Annotated in this window: 16 protein-coding genes and 1 tRNA gene; 12 read left to right on the top strand and 5 right to left on the bottom strand. The window is 31.9% G+C overall.

Annotated elements, in window-relative coordinates; all coding sequences use genetic code 11:
- Nucleotides 1-7: 7 nt before the first annotated feature.
- A complete protein-coding gene (locus tag CCC31_RS00325) occupies nucleotides 8-1,171 on the top strand; it encodes a phosphoglycerate dehydrogenase (protein ID WP_290848882.1) in 1,164 nt (387 codons plus the stop codon).
- A gap of 201 nt (nucleotides 1,172-1,372) precedes the next feature.
- Nucleotides 1,373-2,266, top strand: coding sequence for a mechanosensitive ion channel family protein (locus tag CCC31_RS00320; RefSeq protein WP_290848881.1), 894 nt, complete (start codon nucleotides 1,373-1,375; stop codon nucleotides 2,264-2,266).
- Nucleotides 2,267-2,406: 140 nt separating this feature from the next.
- Here CCC31_RS00320 and argH read toward each other — a convergent pair whose 3' ends face one another.
- Nucleotides 2,407-3,780 (bottom strand): argininosuccinate lyase, encoded by a 1,374-nt coding sequence (gene argH, locus CCC31_RS00315; RefSeq protein WP_290848880.1) that lies wholly within the window; start codon nucleotides 3,778-3,780, stop codon nucleotides 2,407-2,409.
- Nucleotides 3,781-4,296: 516 nt separating this feature from the next.
- On the opposite strand from argH, the gene CCC31_RS00310 reads away from it, so the two are divergent.
- Nucleotides 4,297-5,232, top strand: a complete 936-nt coding sequence (locus tag CCC31_RS00310) for a tRNA-dihydrouridine synthase family protein (protein WP_290848879.1) — start codon at nucleotides 4,297-4,299, stop codon at nucleotides 5,230-5,232.
- A gap of 152 nt (nucleotides 5,233-5,384) precedes the next feature.
- Here CCC31_RS00310 and htpG read toward each other — a convergent pair whose 3' ends face one another.
- Both htpG and CCC31_RS00300 read right to left on the bottom strand, forming a co-directional pair.
- Nucleotides 5,385-7,385, bottom strand: coding sequence for a molecular chaperone HtpG (htpG, locus tag CCC31_RS00305; protein WP_290848878.1), 2,001 nt, complete (start codon nucleotides 7,383-7,385; stop codon nucleotides 5,385-5,387).
- Nucleotides 7,386-7,619: 234 nt separating this feature from the next.
- The gene (locus CCC31_RS00300) at nucleotides 7,620-8,111 is read right to left on the bottom strand and encodes a DUF5721 family protein (protein WP_022087941.1); all 492 of its coding nucleotides are present in this window, start codon (nucleotides 8,109-8,111) and stop codon (nucleotides 7,620-7,622) included.
- 239 nt (nucleotides 8,112-8,350) lie between these two features.
- Between CCC31_RS00300 and CCC31_RS00295 the strand changes: the two genes are divergently transcribed.
- Nucleotides 8,351-9,565: an SPFH domain-containing protein gene (locus CCC31_RS00295; RefSeq protein WP_290848877.1), complete on the top strand. Its 1,215-nt coding sequence runs from the start codon at nucleotides 8,351-8,353 to the stop codon at nucleotides 9,563-9,565.
- A 32-nt stretch (nucleotides 9,566-9,597) separates the two neighbouring features.
- The gene (locus tag CCC31_RS00290; protein WP_022087939.1) at nucleotides 9,598-11,004 is read left to right on the top strand and encodes a hypothetical protein; all 1,407 of its coding nucleotides are present in this window, start codon (nucleotides 9,598-9,600) and stop codon (nucleotides 11,002-11,004) included.
- Between the two features lie 52 nt (nucleotides 11,005-11,056).
- Here CCC31_RS00290 and CCC31_RS00285 read toward each other — a convergent pair.
- Nucleotides 11,057-11,129: transfer RNA gene (locus CCC31_RS00285), tRNA-Thr, on the bottom strand.
- A 218-nt stretch (nucleotides 11,130-11,347) separates the two neighbouring features.
- Between CCC31_RS00285 and CCC31_RS00280 the strand changes: the two genes are divergently transcribed.
- The 6 genes from CCC31_RS00280 (at nucleotide 11,348) to CCC31_RS00255 (ending at nucleotide 16,827) form a co-directional block, all read left to right on the top strand.
- Complete coding sequence (locus tag CCC31_RS00280; protein WP_022087938.1) at nucleotides 11,348-11,926, top strand: hypothetical protein; 579 nt, start codon at nucleotides 11,348-11,350, stop codon at nucleotides 11,924-11,926.
- A gap of 110 nt (nucleotides 11,927-12,036) precedes the next feature.
- Entirely contained in the window at nucleotides 12,037-12,405 is a 369-nt protein-coding gene (locus CCC31_RS00275) for a hypothetical protein (protein WP_022087937.1), read from the top strand.
- Nucleotides 12,406-12,479: 74 nt separating this feature from the next.
- The gene (asd, locus tag CCC31_RS00270; protein WP_022087936.1) at nucleotides 12,480-13,565 is read left to right on the top strand and encodes an aspartate-semialdehyde dehydrogenase; all 1,086 of its coding nucleotides are present in this window, start codon (nucleotides 12,480-12,482) and stop codon (nucleotides 13,563-13,565) included.
- Between the two features lie 153 nt (nucleotides 13,566-13,718).
- The gene (locus CCC31_RS00265; RefSeq protein ID WP_022087935.1) at nucleotides 13,719-14,669 is read left to right on the top strand and encodes a LysR family transcriptional regulator; all 951 of its coding nucleotides are present in this window, start codon (nucleotides 13,719-13,721) and stop codon (nucleotides 14,667-14,669) included.
- Nucleotides 14,670-15,111: 442 nt separating this feature from the next.
- Complete coding sequence (locus CCC31_RS00260; protein WP_117909272.1) at nucleotides 15,112-15,804, top strand: iron-sulfur cluster assembly scaffold protein; 693 nt, start codon at nucleotides 15,112-15,114, stop codon at nucleotides 15,802-15,804.
- Between the two features lie 12 nt (nucleotides 15,805-15,816).
- Nucleotides 15,817-16,827, top strand: a complete 1,011-nt coding sequence (locus CCC31_RS00255) for a GGGtGRT protein (RefSeq protein WP_117909274.1) — start codon at nucleotides 15,817-15,819, stop codon at nucleotides 16,825-16,827.
- A 79-nt stretch (nucleotides 16,828-16,906) separates the two neighbouring features.
- On the opposite strand, the gene CCC31_RS00250 is transcribed toward CCC31_RS00255, so the two are convergent.
- Complete coding sequence (locus CCC31_RS00250; RefSeq protein WP_290848876.1) at nucleotides 16,907-18,496, bottom strand: potassium/proton antiporter; 1,590 nt, start codon at nucleotides 18,494-18,496, stop codon at nucleotides 16,907-16,909.
- 389 nt (nucleotides 18,497-18,885) lie between these two features.
- Between CCC31_RS00250 and CCC31_RS00245 the strand changes: the two genes are divergently transcribed.
- On the top strand, nucleotides 18,886-20,964 hold the full coding sequence (locus CCC31_RS00245; protein WP_290848875.1) for an Ig-like domain-containing protein: 2,079 nt from the start codon (nucleotides 18,886-18,888) through the stop codon (nucleotides 20,962-20,964).
- The last annotated feature ends 184 nt before the right edge of the window (nucleotides 20,965-21,148 follow it).

Here is a 21,148-nt window from a genome sequence, read left to right as displayed (position 1 = left end):
AGGAAAAATGGTTAAGGTTAATTGTTTAAATCCTATTTCAAAAGTAGGAACAAGCAAATTTACAGATAATTACGAATTTACAGATAATTTTGAAGAAGCAAATGCAGTATTAGTAAGAAGTGCAGCAATGCATGATATGGAATTATCTGATAATCTTTTAGCAGTTGCAAGAGCAGGTGCAGGGGTTAACAATATTCCTTTAGACAAGTGTGCAGAAAAGGGTGTTGTTGTATTTAATACTCCGGGTGCTAATGCAAATGGTGTTAAGGAATTAGTATTATGCGGAATGCTTCTTGCATCAAGAGATATTATTGGCGGAAATAAATGGGTTGAAGACAATAAAGAAGACGAAAATATCAACAAGACAATGGAAAAAGCTAAAAAGAATTTTGCCGGAAATGAAATCATGGGCAAAAAACTTGGAGTTATTGGCCTTGGTGCTATTGGTAGCTTAATTGCAAATGCAGCTACAGAACTTGGTATGGAAGTATATGGTTATGATCCATTTATCTCAGTAGATGGAGCTTGGAGACTATCAAGTGAAGTTAAGCATGTAAAGACAAGAGAAGAGATTTACAAAGAATGTGATTTCATCACTGTTCATACACCATTATTAGATGATACAAGAGAAATGATTAACAAAGACACAATCGCTATGATGAAAGATGGAGTTGTAATTCTTAACTTTGCAAGAGATTTACTTGTATGTGATGATGACATGATTGCAGCATTAGAATCAGGTAAAGTAAAGAGATATGTAACAGACTTCCCTAATGCTAAGATAGCTAAGGCAAAGAATGTTATTGCTACACCACATCTTGGTGCTTCAACTGAAGAGTCAGAAGATAATTGTGCTGTAATGGCAGTAAAAGAAATAAAAGACTTTATTGAAAACGGAAATATTATTAATTCTGTTAATTATCCAAAATGTGATTTAGGTGTATGTGATAAGGTTGCAAGAATTACAATTTGTCATAAAAATATTCCAAATATGATTGGTCAGCTTTCATCTGCAGTTGCTGCTGAAGGTATGAATATTTCAGATATGGTTGACAAATCAAGAGGAGAATATGCTTATACAATTATGGATTTAGATAGCAAAGCTACTGATAATTTAGTTGGAAAAATTGAAGCAATTGAAGGTGTAATTAAAGTACGTATCGTAAAATAATAAAGAAAAATTTAATGTGATAAATTACTGTTTGTTATACGGTATTAATACTTAAAAAATTATCAATCACATTATTAAAAAGCCTTGGATAATTAATGATTAATTAGTCTGAGGCTTTTTGTGACTTTTTAGGTATATATTTATGGATGGTTGGGAATATGTTAACCATATATAATTTATAACGGAAAGGAGAAAGAGAATATGAATTTGTTAGCTAGTGCTACTCAAAAAGAAGTAGAAAGTGTATCAGACAATATTGAACAATTATCAAAGGACGTGAGCAAATTATCACAGATAGGTAGTGATTTAATAGATAAAGCAGTAGCCTTTGGTATAGATATAATTATTGCAGTAATTATATTTGTAATTGGAAAATTTATAATTAAATTTATTCTTAAGTTTGTAGATAGAATATTTGCTAAATCATCAGCAGATGAAGGTGTAGCAAAATTTATTCACTCAGTATTAAAAGTTACTTTATATATTATACTTGCGATTACAATTTGTGGACAGGTAGGTATAGAAACAACATCATTTGCAGCAATTGTGGCTTCCGGAGGTTTAGCAATAGGTCTTGCATTTGAAGGAAGTTTATCAAATTTTGCAGGCGGAGTTATGATTTTAATTATGAAGCCGTTTACTGTAGGAGATTATATAGAATCAAATGGAGTAGAAGGAACAGTTTATAAAATTGATATTTTCTATACTTCTTTAAAAACAGTAGACAATAAATCTGTAAAATTACCAAACGGAACATTGTCAAATAGCATTTTAACGAATTATTCTATGAATGATAAGAGAAGAGTAGATGTTGAAGTTGGAATAGCATATGATGATAATATAGAGCTTGCACGTAAAGAACTCGAAAGAGTGATGAACAGTTATTCTAATATAATGCGCGATGAGGCAAACGCAGTAGTTGTCAAAAATTTAGCAGATAGCGCAATTATAATGGAAGTTAGAGTGTGGGTGCCTACTGAATATTATTGGGATTGCAAATTTTATTTAAACGAAAATATACGTGTTTCTTTTGATAAAGCAGGAATTTCAATTCCATTTAATCAGCTTGATGTAAATGTGCACAATGTAGATTAAGCTATTTTGATAAATAGTAGAGCCTATATTTTTATGAAAAAACTTAGTTACAAACTTAGGTATCATATAATTGCTAAAAAAACTGAGGTTAATCCAATGGGATGGATTCAAACCTCAGTTTTTTATTAAAATAAATTCTTTTATTTGCTTAAATATTCTTTGTTAATAGCGATTACTTTATCCATAGCTTCTTTACCTGGAGCACCAATTGTTAAACGCTTATCAACACATGTCTTAAGACTGATTGCATCATATATATCTTCTTCAAATACTGGACTGATAGCCTTAAATTCATCTAATGTCATATCGTCAAGAGAAATACCTTTACCTTCACAGAATAAAACAAGCTGTCCAACAATGCCGTGAGCATCTCTAAATGGAACTCCGTGATTTACTAAATAATCAGCAGCGTCTGTAGCGTTAGTAAATCCGTTTTTAGCGCTGCTTTCCATAACATCCTTATTGAATGTCATAGTATCAATCATTCCTGTAAATAATGCAATACAACCCTTTGTAGTGTCGATTGCGTCAAATGCAAATTCCTTATCTTCCTGCATATCTTTATTGTAAGCAAGAGGAATTCCTTTCATTGTAGTAAGAATAGAAGTAAGAGCACCATAAACACGTCCTGTCTTTCCTCTGATTAATTCGGCAATATCAGGATTCTTCTTTTGAGGCATAATACTTGAGCCTGTACTATAAGAATCATCAATATTTACAAATCTATATTCGTTAGAATTCCATATAATAATTTCTTCACAGAATCTGCTTAAATGCATCATGATTGTAGATAAAGCAGACATTAATTCAATTACATAATCTCTGTCAGAAACGGAATCCATACTATTTAATGTCGGACCATCAAAATTAAGCAAAGAAGCAGTGTATTCACGATCAAGAGGATATGTTGTTCCAGCTAATGCACCTGCACCTAAAGGACAATAATTCATACGGTCATAAATATCTGTTAATCTGCTACGATCTCTTTTAAACATTTCAAAATATGCTCCAAAGTGATGAGCTAATGTTACAGGCTGAGCTTTCTGTAAATGAGTAAATCCAGGCATAAAAGTCTCAGTATTTTCTTCCATAACTTTCATTATGGACTGAAGCAGAGTTTTTAATAACGAGTCAAGCTCAACAACTTCGTCACGAACATATAATTTCATGTCTAATGCAACCTGGTCGTTACGGCTTCTTCCTGTGTGTAATTTCTTACCAGGGTCACCAATTCTTTCAATAAGGTGAGCCTCAACAAAGCTGTGAATATCTTCATGCTCAGGGGTAAACTCTAAATGTCCGTTTTCAATATCAGTCAAAATGCTATTTAATCCGTTAATAATTGCAACTTTATCTGATTCTTCAATAATACCCTGCTTTGCAAGCATAGTAACATGGGCAATGCTACCCTGAATATCCTGTTTATAAAATTTCTGGTCAAATGATAATGACGCATTAAAATTATGTACTAATTTATTTGTTTCTTTTGTGAAACGGCCTCCCCATAATTTCATATGTAATTCCTCATTTCTTTTTTGTATTTACATCTTACAAATATATTACAATAAACAAATTGATGAAAATCTTTTTGGTATAAACAAATTTCTGAATCGTTTTTGTTATATATTGCGCTAAGACATCTTTAAAATTATAGCATTATAACAGTAGTTTTTCAAATATATATTTGTAGAGTAGATGTTTTGAAGCTATGCATATAATAATGTATTTTAATTAAAATTTATATTTTGAAAGTTATTACATAATTTTACAAATGGATTAAATTTAATAAAGCAAAAATATAACAACATATAAAAGTAAAATATAACAACAAATAAAACAAAATCGATACAATATAATAAGGATTTTTTTATGTGCACATATTTACATAATCATATAGAAATTATTATTTGAAAATATTCTGCAATATAATATAATGGTTCGTGGATTAAAAAATTAAATTAATGTTAGGATTAAAGCAGCTTCGTGTATTATGCATATAAAATCCTGGCATTGAGATAAAAGGAAGAAAAATGAAATTATATTTAGCACCATTAGAAGGAATAACAGGATACATATATAGAAATGCCTTAGCGGCAGTATTTGAACAACCGGATAAATTTTTTGCACCGTTTATAGGAACAAGCCAGAATAAAAAATTTTCCAACAAAGAAGTAAGAGATATAAATCCTGAAAATAATAAGATAAATATTTTAATACCGCAATTAATGACAAAACAAACAGATCAGGCACTTAGTGCAATGAGTAAATTAAAAGATTATGGATATGCAGAGGTTAATATAAATGCAGGATGCCCATCGGGAACAGTAGTATCAAAGGGGCGTGGCTCAGGACTTTTGAGAAATCTTGAAGACTTAGACGTTTTACTTGATAAAATGGTAAATGAGTCTGGGATGGAAATATCAGTAAAGACGCGGATAGGAATGGTTAATCCTGAAGAATTTTATGAGATACTTGAAATATATAATAAATATAATTTAAAGGAATTAATTATACATCCAAGAGTCAGAGAAGATTTTTATAATAATATTCCAAACTTAGAAGTGTTTGAGTATGCTTACAAAAATAGCAAAAATAAACTTTGTTATAATGGTGATGTAAACAGTGTGGATGATTATAAAGAAATTATAAAGAAATTTCCAAACATAGACAGCGTTATGATTGGTCGTGGAGCAATTACAAATCCAAATATTTTCTCGGAAATACGAGGTGGTGAAAGAATCACTAAAGAAAAAGTGTATAGATTTAATGAAATTTTATATAATGATTACAAGGAAGTAATGAGCGGTGATAGAAATCTTTTATTTAAGATGAAAGAAGCGTGGAGATATATGTCACCGTTATTTGATAATTATGAGAAAAATTGGAAACGAATTAAGAAATCAAATGACTTAATTCATTTTAATAATGCAATAGAAGAAATGTTTAAATGTGATATTATAAATTAACGAATAATAAAATGGACACTTAAAATGATTTGCTCTTAAAAGTTTTATTTTTGTTGTACTTTTAAGGGTCATACAAAAAAGTGTCCATTTATTATTGGATAAATAATTAAATTGCTAATTTTTTATCTAATAAAATATGTTGTTAAATAATATTACTTAGTTATGATTTCAAGAATCTTGTTACTTCTTTCAATAAAAGCTGTCATTGATTCCGGATTAAGAGGAGTATGACTAATCATTGCAAGGTCGTATAACTGCTTGCATATTAAATCAGTATTTTCTCCTTCTGGATTATCAATGATATATTTAACAAGGTTGTTGTTTGAATTAAGAACAAGAGTTTCACCTGCACCACCAAACATTGAAGGATCCATTCCTGCCATTCCGTACATCTTCATCATATCCTGCATACGACGGCTTTCTTCTGATAAAGTAATCATGGAAGAAATAGAAGAATCTTTCATCTTTTCAACCTTAACATCAAGAGTATCTCTGTTTAAAGCTTTCTTAAATGCTTCAGTTAGTTTGTCAGTCATTTCTTTTAATTCATCTTCATTAACTTCTTCTTTGAAAGTATTTGTTAATTCAGCATCAATACGAACAAACTTTACATTTTCATTTTTTTGCTCTAATTGTGTTATAAATGGTTGGTCGATAGCATCCTTTAAAATAACAACATCTATATTCTCATTTCTGTACATATTAATGTACTGACTTTGCTGAACTGGGTCAGTTGTATAGAAGATTGTATTCTCATGAGCTTCTTTATTTTCCTCTAAGCATTCTTTAAATGTAAGGAATTTATCGTCAATATTTTTAAATAAAACATAGTCAGACATTTTCTCACAGAATTTTTCATCTTTAAGGCATCCATATTTAATGAATGGTGAAATGTCATCCCAGTATTTTTCGTAATTTTCTTTATCTGTTTTGCACATTCCTGAAAGCTTATCAGCAACCTTCTTAGTAATGTAATCTGAAATCTTCTTAACGAATCCATCATTCTGAAGAGCACTTCTTGATACGTTAAGTGGAAGGTCAGGACAATCAATTACACCCTTTAATACCATTAAAAATTCAGGAATAACTTCTTTTATATTATCTGCAATGAATACCTGATTGTTATATAATTTGATTACACCTTCAACGGATTCGAATTCAGTGTTAATCTTAGGAAAATAAAGAATACCCTTTAAGTTAAATGGATAATCCATATTTAAATGAATCCAGAATAAAGGTTCCTTATAATCCATAAATACTTCATGATAGAACTGTCTGTATTCTTCTTCAGTGCACTCATTTGGATGCTTTGTCCAAAGTGGAACAGGATTACTAATGCTCTTTGGTCTTTTAAGGATTTTAGCTTTAGTAGTAGCAGGAGAAACCTCTACAACCTCTTTAGTTCCATCTTCATTTTCTTTTTCTTCAGTTTTAGCTTCTTCAACAATAGTTTCAATTACTGTATCTTTGTCAGTTACTTCTGATTCAGGAATTGTATCATATTCCGGTTCAGCGTTTGGGTTAGAAAGGAATATTTCAACAGGCATAAAAGAGCAGTACTTGTGAATGATTTCACGTGCTTTGAACTCATTTGCAAATTCTAAGCTATCATCATTTAAATATAAAGTAATTTTTGTACCTCTGTCAGTTTTGTCACAGTCATCCATAGAAAATTCAAGTCCGTTTTCACATTCCCATTTTACTGCCTTAGAACCTTCTTTATAAGAAAGAGATTCAATAGTAACTCTATCTGCAACCATAAAAGCAGAATAGAAACCTAAACCAAAATGACCGATAATCTGATCTTCATTAGTTTTGTCTTTATACTGTTCAAGGAAAGCTTCGGCACCTGAAAAAGCAATCTGATTGATATATTCATCAATTTCTTCAGCTGTCATACCGATACCATTATCAATAAATGTTAATGTTTTGTCATTTGCATTAGCTATAACCTGAACTTTAAGTTCGCTTTCTTCATCATCTTTAAATTCGTACTCTCCGATAAGAGATAATTTTTTTAATTTTGTAATTGCATCGCAACCATTAGAAATAAGTTCTCTGAAAAATATATCGTGATCAGAGTATAACCATTTCTTTATAATTGGGAAAATATTTTCACTGTTAATAGATAAACTACCTTTTGTAGCTGCCATATATATCACTCCTTTATATAAATCTATTAGTGTTTGCGAATACTATTTCTTTTAATTTTATCAATTTTCACTATTTCGAAGTATTTGCATTCACCATAATTTTTACGCTTGATATATATTTTAGACAGGTCAAATGTAAAAGTCAAGAGAAAATTAGCACTCGATAAAAAAGAGTGCTAACAAATGTGCAAGAAGATGTGTTTATGAGTTTTAAAATTGTATTGAATTTATAATTTATTCGATTTCAAGTTCGAAATGCTGATTTAGTAAAGTAGTAATTTGTTTATCCCAGAATTTATCAATGGACTTGTCCATTGTAAATATACTTAAGGAGGTACCTGTAATAACATTTAACTTGTTGTTTTCATAATTAATATGTATGTACATTCCTAAAACCTGCGAAGCTTCAATGTTAGTATCAACAGAAGTTAACATTTTTTCAATATAAGAATTAGGAAGTTTTAATGTGATTTTAAATTTTAATGGAGCGTTTTTCCCTTTGATAATTTCAAAACATATATGTCTGATACTTCCCCATGAGATGAAATCGTCTTCAGGTTCTTCAAGTTCATTTTTTTTAATAAAATCTTTGTTAATACGCCCGTCAACAGAGAAAGTGTTGATTGTTGTTAATTCTAATTCGCTTACCAACATATAGTCAAATGTATCTTTTATAAAAATTGCGTTCATAAATTCGTTTTTACTAATCACATTAATTGCTATCATGCAAATTCTCCTTTATTTTGCTACTAAAAGTCTGTACTTGTTACTATAGCAAATATGGATGCAAACGGCAATTAAAATTGACTTTTAAGGTTACAAATGATATAAATAAAGCAGTTGTATTGGGGTTTATTTTTCTGTAAAATGAATATAAATATTAAAATGGAATACGAAATATTCTATTTAAAGGGAAGAGATGAATAAATAAAGATACAAAATAATAACACGAAAGGAACGGAAAAATGGGTTTTATTAAAGGAGCAATTGATGCAGTAGGTGGAACATTTGCAGATCAGTGGTTAGATTATTTTACACCACCGACAAATTTAGGCGCGGGAGCAGTTATATATAAGGCTGTTCTTTCAGAAACAAATAGAGGAAGAGGTTCAAATACTAAAGGTTCAGTAGGAATTATTTCAAATGGTTCAAAGGTGATAGTACCTGAAGGAACTGCACTTATAACGTTACAGGATGGTGCAATCACAGCTTGCATATGTGAGCCGGGAGAATATCTTTTTAAATCAGATGACGCAAATGCAAAGTCTTTTTTTGCAGGCGATTCTATAATTGAATCAGTTTTAAAACAGTCTTGGGAAAGATTTAAATTTGGTGGTGAACCTTCAGCACAGCAGTTGGCTGTATATGTTAATATGAAGGAAATCCCTAATAACAGATTTGGAACACAGTCAGAAATATATTGGGATGATGCATATTTGGGAACCCAGGCAGGAGCAATGACACGAGGAACTTATACAATGAAGATTGTAGACCCAATATTATTTGTAAAGAATTTTGTGCCAGCTACATATTTATTGCCAAATAATGAAGTATTTGATTTTGCGGATATGGATAATCCGGCAGGAGAACAGTTATTTAATGAAGTTGTTGGAAGTCTTTCAGCAGCATTTTCCAAATATACAAATGACCCTGAGCGTGGAAACAGAATGTCAAAGATTCAGGCAGACCAGCTTGGCTTTGCAAAGACTCTTTCTGAAGTCGTAGAGGATGCATATCAGTGGAGAAGTGACAGAGGTTTGGAAATTGTTAAAGTTGCAATCCAGACAGTTGAATATGACGAGGATACAAAGGCATTACTTAGTGATGTAAGAAAAGCAGATGCATTAGCAGGAAACAGAGGTGAATCATTTATGCAACAGTCAGTAGCAAGAGGATTCCAGGCTGCAGGTGAAAATCCAAATGGTGGAGCATCAGGAATGGCATTTATGGGAATGGGAATGAACGCCGTTGGTGGAATGATGAATAATCAGTTTGGACAACAGAATATGAATATGGGACAACAAAATATGCAGCAGAATATGAATATGGGACAGAATGCAGGTCAGCCGGCACAGGAAGATCCATATGAAAAATTAAAGAAAACAAAAGCACTTTTAGATGCAGGAATTATTTCGCAGGAAGAATTTGATGCATTAAAAGCAAAACTTTTAGGACTTTAATTTATATGAATTTGTGAAAGATGGAGGGTCTTATGTCGGAAAACGAACAGATAAAATGTGAAAAATGTGGCTCAACTGACATATCGCAAAATCCTAAAACAGGAAAATTAAGATGTAATTATTGTAGATATGAATTTGAACCTGAAAAATCAGAAGAAATCGTTACGGATGCAGGAAAACTAGAGGGAGAACATGTAAACAAAGGAGCAGAGGATATTACTGCAGGTGAAGATATAGTTACCTTAAAGTGTTCAAGTTGTGGAGCAGAAGTTGTTATAGATACAAGAGAAACAACACAGGCAAGATGTCATTGGTGTCGTAATACACTTTCAGTTAACAGCAAAGTGGCAAATGGAGCAGTACCGGATGTTGTTTTACCTTTTAGAATAACAAAAGACGAGGCAAAATCATCTATAGAAAACTTTGTCGGTAAAAGAAAGTTTTTTGCAAATAAGCAGTTTAAAAACGAATTTTCAATAGAAAATGTTATGGGTGTATATTTCCCTTATATGATTGTTGATGCAAATGAACATGTTGAACTTTCAGGAGAAGCTGAAAAAGAAGTAAAACAGTACAAAAAGGATTCTAAAGATTCCGTTACATATTATGATGCTCAGGGATATGACATAGAAAGAGAATTTGATATAGCAATAAATGGACTTACAATTGAAGCAAGCAGAGAACGAATAGACAACGCTTCGTCTATACAGACTAACAATATTGTTAATTCAATTATGCCATTTGATACAGAAAATTGTGTTAAATTTGATTCTAATTATCTAAGAGGGTATACATCTGAAAAGAGAGATATGAACGTGAAAGATATAGAACCACTGGCTACAAAACAGATTCATGATATATCACGAATTGCAGCTAAGACAACAACGAAGAAATACAACAGAGGCGTACGCTGGGATGTAGAAAATTATGAAAATAATGGTATAAACTGGAATGCCTCATATTTGCCGGTATGGTTATATAGTTATCTCGAAAAGAAAAATGAAAAAGAAAGGTTACATTATGTAGCTGTAAACGGTAGAACCGGAGAAACCATGGGAAGTGTACCGATTGATATTTCTAGGTTATTGTTAGTATCATTTATCGTTGAAATAATTAGTTTTGTAATATTTGCACTATGGAATATGAATGCAGAGGATAGTGACTTTAGTTGGATTGTTTTATTAGCAGGTATAGCATTTTACATTATTAACTTTATGCGTTATAGAAATAGTGATGCAAGACATAATCATGAAACCGAAACGAACTATAAGATTAGTAATTTGATTCAAAAGGACAATAAACAGTCAAGAGTTAAAAAAGGTCTTACGGAATCTGATATTTCAGGAAGAAATGACAGTCGTTTAGAGGGCGTAACAAATTATGGAGACGTATTAGGTGATATAACCGATATGGGTAAAGAGTTAATAAAAAAATTATAAATGAAACTTATAAAGGCTATTAGATAATAGTAAATCTAATAGCCTTTTAATCAGCTCCTGACGGGATTCGAACCCGTGGCCTACGCATTACGAGTGCGTCGCTCTACCAACTGAGCCACAGAAGCGTGTCACACCTATATATAATACAAAATGATAAAATTGTTGTCAATTAATTATTAGATTAAATCTTAAATACGTGAACTAATTATTTACATTTCATTGTAAAGTGGTTATAATAACCGTATTGTCGGAAAGAAGAACTTTTTGACATCTTAAAAGTTAATTGTTAATATTTTTGTTGGCATTAATATTTAATCAGATTTAATGATTGTTAGGAGAGTCAATGACAAAAAAATATAAACCATACAGAACAGCGAATAACAGGGACATTTATAAAAAGTATGATAATAAACGTAACAGACTTGAAAATCCACAGAAATATGACAATGTCAAATTGTTTGGATTCCGCTCAGGAAAGTCTTATAAGATGATTCCGGCATTGTTATATTATGTATTAGTTATTTCATATGTGTTATTTAGTTTATATGGAGAATTTACATCACTTAAATTTGAACCACTAGATGTTGTTTTAGAGATATTTAAATATGTATTTATTCTCGTTGCAGTATTAAGTCCGGCATTATTTTTGTCAGATTTTAAATATATAGATAACATTCCGGTATTTAGAAAACATAATCCTGTTTCAGGGTTTATAGGTATTTTAGTTGTTATACTTTTATGCTATGGAATTATGCAGGTAGAAATATATTGTATGAGCGATACATATAAAACATCAGTACAAAAATATGATGAAGAATACCGGAAAAAGTTAGAAGAAAGACAAAAACAGTTAGAAGATGAATCGCTTCTTAACGAAGAAACATTGACTGTGGAAGAAACAACTGTTTCCATAGAAAAATAATCTGATATTAGGAAAAATGAGCAAAATTCATTTGCTATAAAAAAGTTTCCCATAATCGGCATCTGACTTAATTGAGAAACAAGACATATAATTGTAGGAGAAATGACAATATGAAAAAAAGAAGTAGTATAGTACTTGTTTGCGTAATAGTAATAGTAATTGCGTTAGCAGGAATAGTTGGATTTAATTCTTTAAAAGAAAGTGAAAGCAATAACGAGAAAGTTACAACGACTGAAGTTATCACAAAAAATACTGATAAAGAGAAAGAAACAACTACTGAACAGGAAACAGCAAAGATTAATAACAATGGTAATGGAAATAATTCAGCTGAAGATATATTCTTTGATGGAGATAAAGATGGTTCATCAAATGATACAAAAAATGATTCTTCAGATGATGTATTAAATGATAATAGTAACAAGAGTAATTCTACAGATGCAGATTCTAACAGTGATGATGATTGGTCAGATTTATACTAAATAAATAATACATCTGATTGTTCATAATATATGGGTGGATTAATCACCAAAAATAAAAAAAATGGAGAGGTCATATGGAAAAGAAATTAAAGGTTGGCGTTTTAGGCGCAACAGGAATGGTAGGACAGAGATTTATAACTTTACTTGCAGATCATCCTTGGTATGAAGTTACAACATTAGCTGCAAGCCCTCGTTCAGCAGGAAAAACATACGAAGAAGCTGTAGGCGATAGATGGAAAATGACAACACCTATGCCTGAAAAAGTTAAGAACATGATTGTACACAATGTAAATGAAGTAGAAGCAGTAGCTTCAACAGTTGACTTTGTATTTAGTGCAGTTGATATGTCAAAGGATGAAATTAAGGCTATAGAAGAAGCTTACGCTAAAACAGAAACACCTGTAGTTTCAAATAATAGTGCACATAGATGGACACCTGATGTACCAATGGTTGTTCCTGAAATTAATCCTGAACATTATGAAGTTATTAAATACCAGAAAGAAAGACTTGGTACAAAGAGAGGGTTTGTTGCAGTTAAACCTAACTGCTCAATTCAGAGTTATGCACCTGTTCTTACAGCTTGGAAAGAATTTGAACCTACAGAAGTAGTAGCAACAACATATCAGGCAATTTCGGGCGCAGGAAAAACATTTAAGGATTGGCCTGAAATGGTAGGAAATATCATTCCATTTATTGGTGGTGAAGAAGAAAAATCAGAACAGGAACCACTTAGACTTTGGGGAAAAGTTGAAGATGGTGTTATTAAAAAGGCAACAACTCCTGTAATAACAACTCAGTGTATCAGAGTACCGGTTCTTGATGGACATACAGCAGCAGTATTTGTTAAGTTTGCTAAGAAACCTACAAAGGAACAATTAATTGAAAAATTAAGAAACTTCAGTGGTCTTCCACAGAAACTTGATCTTCCAAGTGCTCCAAAGCAGTTTATCCAGTATTTAGAAGAAGACAACAGACCACAGGTTTCATTAGATGTAAACTTTGAAAATGGTATGGGAATTTCAGTAGGTAGATTAAGAGAAGATACAGTATATGATTATAAATTTGTAGGATTATCTCACAATACTTTAAGAGGTGCAGCAGGCGGAGCAGTTCTTTCAGCAGAACTTCTTACAGCACAGGGATATATTACAGCAAAATAATTAATCAAATAATTAATTTGAATTTTAAAGCAGATGGTGTCAATGATGCCATCTGCTTTTATATGCACCTAATGAATCTACAAAGGATACTCGACAGATTTGACGTATTAGTGATAAAATATAATTTAATATTCAATAGGATGGAGAAAAAAGATGAAGAATACAGGATTTTATTATGTTAAAGAAGTGGCGAAAGAAAAAAGCTTTTCTAAAGCATCAAAGAAACTTGGAATTTCGCAACCGGCTTTAAGTTCATATATCAATAAATTAGAAAAAAAGTGGGGAATACTTTTATTTGACAGAAGTATATCACCTATTGAACTTACAGAATTTGGCAAATCATATTTAGAGTATGCGGGTTCAGTTATAGAAGCTAAAGAACGTTTTGAAAAAGAAATATCGGATTTAAATGAACTTAAAACCGGAACGATTGTATTAGGCAGTACTGCATGTTTTTCGTTGAGTTATTTGCCATATGCGTTAACAGAATATAGTAAAAAATATCCCGGAATTAACTTTCAGATAATAGAAGGAAAAACTCCGGATATTCAAAGAAAATGTTTAGACGGTACGGTTGATATTTTCCTTTCTGACAGTGATATAGATGATAGTTTATTTGAAAAAGAAGATATATTTGAAGAAAGAATTGTTATAGCGGTACCAAGGGAAAATGTCATAAATGAAAAGTTGAAAGATTATCAGGTTAGTCCTGAAACTATAATTGCAGGAAAACTGAATGATGAAGCTATAAAAGAAGTTGATATGTCTGAATTTAAAGATGAAAGATTTATATTATTAAATGAAGACCAAAGAGTTAGAAAGATTGTAAACAAATTGTTTGACGAATATTCAATTAGCCCAGAGGAAATAATGGAAATTCAGCAGTCAACAACAGGATTTGCAATGGCAGTGGCTGGAATGGGTGTGACTTTTGTTGCTGAAAGTGCAATTAAATTTAATAATTATGCAAATCATCCTATATATTACAAAGTGGGAACAAAAGAAAGTACAAGCAGAAAAATGTGTGTAGCATTTAAAAAAGGAAAATATATTTCAAAGGCAGGAAGATTGTTTATTAATGAAATGAAAACAATATTTGAATAAAAAATGAACAAAATATAATTTTTGTTTACAAAATATCTACACAATGTGGAAAATGTGTTCCATAATTAGCAAAAAAATAGGAATATATACATTTTGTATATAAAAATTGAAGGAGTGATATTATGAAAAAATCATTGAAGAGGGGTCTTTCATTTGACTTTCATTAACATTTCTCGTAACAAGTACACTTAATGTAGGATATCTTGAAATATCTCATCCAACAATAGTTATACCTACAACAAGACCTGCAGTTACAATTTTTTTTGAAAGATTTTGTAAAACTATAGACTATTTTGTGATTTTATGAGAAAATAAACAAAGGTGTGGGCAGACTAAACGCTCACAAATAATACATAGCATAAGATGGGTAGCATTACTTGTTTTATGCTAAAAATATGGGGATAGTTCCCTAGGTTATATTTCGAAAGGAGTATTTATTCAAATGATTTATTCAAAAGAAGTTGAAATGATGTGCCCTGTAGCTAAGGGTGCAAAGCATGAACCAGCTCCAATTCCAGAAGAAGGAAAATGGGTTCATTCAAAAAAAATCGAAGATATTTCAGGCTTTACACATGGTGTAGGCTGGTGTGCACCTCAGCAGGGAGCATGTAAGCTTACTTTAAATGTTAAAGAAGGTATCATTGAAGAAGCATTAGTAGAAACAATCGGATGTTCAGGTATGACACATTCAGCAGCTATGGCAGCTGAAATTCTTCAGGGAAAGACAATTCTTGAAGCTTTAAACACTGACTTAGTTTGTGATGCTATCAATACAGCAATGAGAGAATTATTCTTACAGATTGTATATGGTAGAACACAGAGTGCTTTCTCAGATGATGGTCTTGTAGTTGGTGCCGGACTTGAAGATTTAGGTAAAGGTCTTCGTTCACAGGTTGGTACAATGTACGCAACAAAGGCTAAAGGTGTTAGATACCTTGAAATGGCTGAAGGTTATGTAACAGGTATCGCTCTTGATGCTGATAATGAAGTTATTGGTTACCAGTTTGTAAATCTTGGAAAGATGACAGACTTTATTAAAAAAGGTGATGATCCTACAACAGCTTGGGAAAAATCAAAGGGTCAGTATGGACGTGTTGATGACGCTGTTAAGATTATCGATCCAAGAAAGGAATAGGAGGTAACAACAATGGCATTATTTGAATCATATGAAAGAAGAATTGATCAGATTAATTCTGTTTTAAATAGTTATGGAATCGCTTCTATCGAAGAAGCTGAAAAGATTACAAAGGACGCTGGATTAGATGTTTACGAACAGGTTAAAAAGATTCAGCCAATTTGTTTTGAAAATGCATGCTGGGCTTATACAGTAGGTGCAGCTATTGCTATTAAGAAAGGATGTAGAAGAGCTGCTGATGCTGCTGCAGCAATCGGTGAAGGTCTTCAGGCTTTCTGTATTCCTGGTTCTGTTGCTGACCACAGAAAAGTAGGTCTTGGACATGGTAACTTAGGAAAGATGTTACTTGAAGAAGAAACAGAATGTTTCGCATTCCTTGCAGGACATGAATCATTCGCAGCTGCTGAAGGTGCTATCGGTATCGCTGAAAAAGCTAACAAGGTTCGTAAGAAACCTTTAAGAGTTATCTTAAATGGTCTTGGAAAAGATGCAGCTCAGATTATCTCAAGAATTAACGGTTTCACATTCGTTGAAACAAAATACGATTATAAAGAAGCTAAGTTAAACATTGTTTACGAAAAAGCTTACTCAGATGGACTTCGTGCAACTGTTAAATGTTACGGTGCTGACGATGTACAGGAAGGTGTTGCAATCATGCATCACGAAAACGTTGGTGTATCTATTACAGGTAACTCAACAAACCCAACTAGATTCCAGCATCCTGTTGCAGGTACATATAAGAAAGAATGTATCGAACAGGGTAAGAAGTATTTCTCAGTAGCATCAGGTGGTGGTACAGGACGTACACTTCATCCGGATAACATGGCTGCTGGTCCAGCTTCATATGGTATGACAGATACATTAGGACGTATGCATTCAGACGCTCAGTTCGCAGGTTCTTCATCAGTTCCGGCTCACGTTGAAATGATGGGTCTTATCGGAATGGGTAATAACCCAATGGTAGGTGCTACAGTAGCTGTAGCAGTTTCCGTAGAGGAAGCAGCTAACGCTGGCAAGTTCTAATCAAACAATTAAATAAAACACTTGAAAGTGCCGTAATCAAAGGGATTGCGGTACTTTTTTAATAATGGACTTTAAATTCCTATTTATATAACACAACAAAATCATTTTCTTTTATTAATGTATTCCCGTCGGGTATTAAATTATCTTCGCCTCGTTTAATTAAAGCAATAAGAACATTTTCTGGTAAATTTAATTCCTGAATTGTTTTGTTACACCATTTATCTGTGCTTTGTATCTTGATTTCTTTTAGATTCTCCTGCCCTGATGGTTCGTATGAAGGAACACTAAGTATTAATGTATCTTTCGCTAAAATCATAGTATCACCTTTAGGAATTATAGTTGTTCCATTGCGTTTAATCATAAGAGCTAAAGAATTAGTGGGCATACTTACATCACTAATTAATTTATTCTCCCAATTATGACCTTTAGGTATGTACATTCTCATTAAGGTAATAGAAGAATCCTCCTTATAATCATTAAATGTTTTTCGAACATCTTCGTTGTTATCAATCATCTTTAATTTATTTGCTATCTTAGGAATAAGAGTTCCTTGAATTGAAACTGAAAATAAAGCAACCATAAAAACAATATGAAATATATCTAAAGAGATATCAGGGTTCCCGGCAACAACCATAATCGAAAAAACAATAGAAGCAGCACCGCGAAGTCCCGACCATGATGTTAATAGGCATTGCTTAATACTACATTTGAATGGTATCAGCAATGCAAATACAGCTATTGGTCTTGCAATTAAAGTGAGTATAGCAACAATGCAAAGTGAAGGCATAGCTATATCAGGAAATTTATGTGGAAATGCAAGTAATCCTAATAAAAAGAATATTAAAATTTGAGCCAGACCGGTAATCCCATCGAAAAAAGGAATTAAAACATCTTTACATTTTATTTCGCTATTGCCAAGTATTATACCTAATAAATACACACTTAACAATGCGTTTCCATTTAAGTACATAGAACTTCCGAATGCGGCTAAAACAAGAGAAATCATAAAAATAGTATCTAATCCGTTACTAATTATAGTTGTCTTTTTTATTATAAATAATCCGATAATTGCAAAAAATATACCAATCAGAAGACCGAAAAGTATCTGTGAAAAAATCATTAAAGGTATTGTAGATAATGATTTAGAATTAACCAAAGATATTCCTATGATTGTAAGCATATATGATACAGGGTCGTTGCTTCCGCTTTCGATTTCAAGGAGAGATGCAGTTCCATTTTTTAAATTTAACTTTTTCTTTCTTAATATAGAAAAAACACTTGCTGCATCAGTTGAGGAAAGAACTGAACCAATCAGGAAACTTTCTACAAAAGTAAAATTAAGAACAAAATAGCAGAATAAACCTGTGATTGTGGCGGTGATTATAACTCCAATAGTTGATAATAAAATGGCTTTTAAAGCTACAGTTTTAGCGGTAGCCAATTTTGTATTGAAACCTCCATAAAACATAATGAAACATAGGGCAAGCATGCAGATTTTTTCGGCAAATTCATAGTTAGAGAAGGCTATTTTAAATATTCCATCGCTTCCAAAAATCATACCTATGCCCATAAAAAGAATAAGCGTAGGCATACCAAATTTGCCTGAAAATTTATCGGCTATTATACATAAAAACAAAATTAGTGATACACAAGTTAAAGTTATCGCCATATAAATCTCCTTTCGCTGAAGTGATAAGTTTTATATTAGGGAAAATGTAAATAGACAACTAAAAAAATACAGATTAATTTTATAAATCTTATCATATATATTATTTTTACGAAATAAATATTCATGTTTACTTTTATTAATTAAGCAAAATATATAAAAATCAGGTCAAAAATTGAAAAAAACAAGAATTTACTAAATAAATTAAAATATTACTTTAGTGATTATTGCTAAATATACAAATAATAAAACTGTTTTTATTCTATTAATGTACGAAATTTCCAGTTAATGAAATTTAAAAAAAATTTTTGTAAGAAAATTGTGGTACAACGTGCTATAATATACAAAGACTGAGATTCAGTTATGAAAAACAAGAGAAGGAGGAATTTTCAATGAAAAGAAAATCAACATTCAAGTCTTTGTTAGCATTGGCTTTAGCAGTTGTTTTAGTATTCTCAACAAATGTTACACCTGCAAGCGCTGCTAAGAAGAAAGCAAAGGCGACAAATGCAGTTAAAAGCGTTAAAGTCGTTTCACCTGCAGGTACAAAGAAAATTGCGACAGTTGCAAGGGGTAAGTCAATTAAACTTACTGTAACAGTTAAAGCAAAGAAGAAAGCATTCAAGAAAGTGACTTATAAGTCAAGCAATGCAAAAGTTGCTACAGTATCTAAGAAAGGTATTGTAAAGGGTAAAAAGGTTGGTACAACAACAATTAAGGTTGTATCAGTAAAGAACAAAAAGAAAACAGCAAGCATTAAAGTTAAGGTTGTAAAGAATGCAGTTAAGAAAGTAACACTTAACAAGAAGAATCTTGACCTTGCAGTTGGTGCTTCAGAAAAGTTAAGCGCTAAGGTAAATGCTCCTAAGAAATCATACAAGGCAGTAAAGTGGACATCATCAAATGAAAAAGTAGTTAAGGTTTCAAATAAGGGTGTTGTTAGTGCAGTAGGCGAAGGAACAGCTAAGGTTACTGTTACAGCTCTTGATGGTAGCAAGAAGAAAGCTACATGTACAGTTGCTGTATGGAATGGAATTAAAGATGTACAGTTAAACAATCCAAGAAATAACTATTATGTAGACTCATATAAGGTTGTATTAGATACACCAATTGCACTTACAAAAGATAGCTTTGTAGTTAAGAGCAAAGTTCGTGCAGAAGGTACATACAACAGAGAACTTGAAGTTGAAAAAGTATTTACAAACGACAATTTAAACTACACTATATTTACAAAGAATTCAGTTGAAATGGGAGAATTTGTACAGGTTTCAGTACCATCATTAAAGGGGAAAAACGCTGTTGAGTTACAGGCTCTTGCAGATGGATATGAATATAGACAACTTGTTTCAGGTGTTGTAGGAGACGAAATTAATACAGGTGTTGGTTTCAAAAATCTTGTTGGATATGAAACAGTTTCAGTTGCATCAGGAAATCTTCCAGCAGGCTTAGCAATTGAAAAGTACACAAACAACATTAAGGGTAAGGTTGCAGCTGTAGCAGAAAATCAGGTTGTAAACTTTACAGGTACAGACGAACTTGGTAGAACAGCAAGTTCAAAAGTAAATTTCCTTATTGGTGACAAGAATAAGGTTGTTGCTGAAAACAAGACTATTGGTGATCAGGCTAATGCATTAATTTATCCGCATGAATATATTGGATCATACATTAATGTTGAAGGTGGAAGCGGAGAATACCGTGCTACTCTTTTAGACACATACAATGATTTATTTTATTTGGATAGTGAAAATACAGATGAAAACGGAAACAAATATACAACAACATCAAGTAGAGTATATGTTAATGGTAGATCAGGAAAAGTTGAAGCAGGAACATATACTCTTAGAGTACAGTTTACAGATATAGAAAATCCTACACTTACAGCTATAGGAACACTTACAGTTGTAGTTACTCCGGCAGTTTCTGTTACTACAGTTCTTTATAATTATGACAGTAGCACAGATGAATTAATGTTTTACAATCATGATTTAAATGAAACTTTCAGTGCAGTATCTGCTGATGAAACAACTGATTATGAAAAGAAGATTCTTACATCAAAGGTATGTCTCCCGGCAGGTAACTATTCTGTATATATTGAAAGTTATGGAGAACAGATTACTCTTGCTAAGTATGTAAGCTTAGGCGCTGATACAGTATTATCATATACAGCTCCAACAAGAGCAACAATTACGGGAACTCTTAAAGACAGATCAGGTGCAGTACTTAATAAGAGAGCTTATGTAAGAATTTACAAAGCAGATAAAACAGATGAACCTATTGGATATGATTACGTAAGTTCATATGATGATGGAAAATATGAATTCAAGTGCGTACCTAATGGAACATATGTAATTAAGGCATTTGATAATGAATCTGATAAAGAATTAGCAACATCAGCAACTATTACAGTTACAGGTGCAAACATTGTTGTTGATTTTCCAAATTTACCAATTGATAATGATTCAGAGTATTAATTAGTAATTTATAAGCATAATTTAATGTTTAGATAAAAAATAAAACAAGCGGCATAGTCGTGTAAACGGCTATGTCGTTTGTTTTTTTGGCTCTTTGTCAAGAGTGGGGTGAAAGATTTTTTTAATAAAAGAAACTCTAAACTTTGTTTAATTAGAAGTAAATATCCAACTTATGTCATAGATA

Origin of the sequence: Eubacterium sp. LMAG:50 (assembly GCF_008680265.1) — a bacterium.
Lineage (GTDB): Bacteria > Bacillota > Clostridia > Lachnospirales > Lachnospiraceae > Eubacterium_U > Eubacterium_U album.
The sequence above is the reverse complement of the archived record's forward strand: the minus strand, read 5'-3'. Positions and strand labels throughout refer to the sequence as shown.

Coding starts and splice junctions, on each gene's coding strand:
- CCC31_RS00280 (WP_022087938.1), top strand. CDS start 11,348: ATGACAAAAAAATATAAACCATACAGAACAGCGAATAACAGGGACATT.
- CCC31_RS00260 (WP_117909272.1), top strand. CDS start 15,112: ATGATTTATTCAAAAGAAGTTGAAATGATGTGCCCTGTAGCTAAGGGT.
- asd (WP_022087936.1), top strand. CDS start 12,480: ATGGAAAAGAAATTAAAGGTTGGCGTTTTAGGCGCAACAGGAATGGTA.
- CCC31_RS00290 (WP_022087939.1), top strand. CDS start 9,598: ATGTCGGAAAACGAACAGATAAAATGTGAAAAATGTGGCTCAACTGAC.
- CCC31_RS00295 (WP_290848877.1), top strand. CDS start 8,351: ATGGGTTTTATTAAAGGAGCAATTGATGCAGTAGGTGGAACATTTGCA.
- CCC31_RS00245 (WP_290848875.1), top strand. CDS start 18,886: ATGAAAAGAAAATCAACATTCAAGTCTTTGTTAGCATTGGCTTTAGCA.
- CCC31_RS00255 (WP_117909274.1), top strand. CDS start 15,817: ATGGCATTATTTGAATCATATGAAAGAAGAATTGATCAGATTAATTCT.
- CCC31_RS00310 (WP_290848879.1), top strand. CDS start 4,297: ATGAAATTATATTTAGCACCATTAGAAGGAATAACAGGATACATATAT.
- CCC31_RS00250 (WP_290848876.1), bottom strand. CDS start 18,496: ATGGCGATAACTTTAACTTGTGTATCACTAATTTTGTTTTTATGTATA.
- CCC31_RS00300 (WP_022087941.1), bottom strand. CDS start 8,111: ATGATAGCAATTAATGTGATTAGTAAAAACGAATTTATGAACGCAATT.
- CCC31_RS00325 (WP_290848882.1), top strand. CDS start 8: ATGGTTAAGGTTAATTGTTTAAATCCTATTTCAAAAGTAGGAACAAGC.
- CCC31_RS00320 (WP_290848881.1), top strand. CDS start 1,373: ATGAATTTGTTAGCTAGTGCTACTCAAAAAGAAGTAGAAAGTGTATCA.
- CCC31_RS00275 (WP_022087937.1), top strand. CDS start 12,037: ATGAAAAAAAGAAGTAGTATAGTACTTGTTTGCGTAATAGTAATAGTA.
- htpG (WP_290848878.1), bottom strand. CDS start 7,385: ATGGCAGCTACAAAAGGTAGTTTATCTATTAACAGTGAAAATATTTTC.
- argH (WP_290848880.1), bottom strand. CDS start 3,780: ATGAAATTATGGGGAGGCCGTTTCACAAAAGAAACAAATAAATTAGTA.
- CCC31_RS00265 (WP_022087935.1), top strand. CDS start 13,719: ATGAAGAATACAGGATTTTATTATGTTAAAGAAGTGGCGAAAGAAAAA.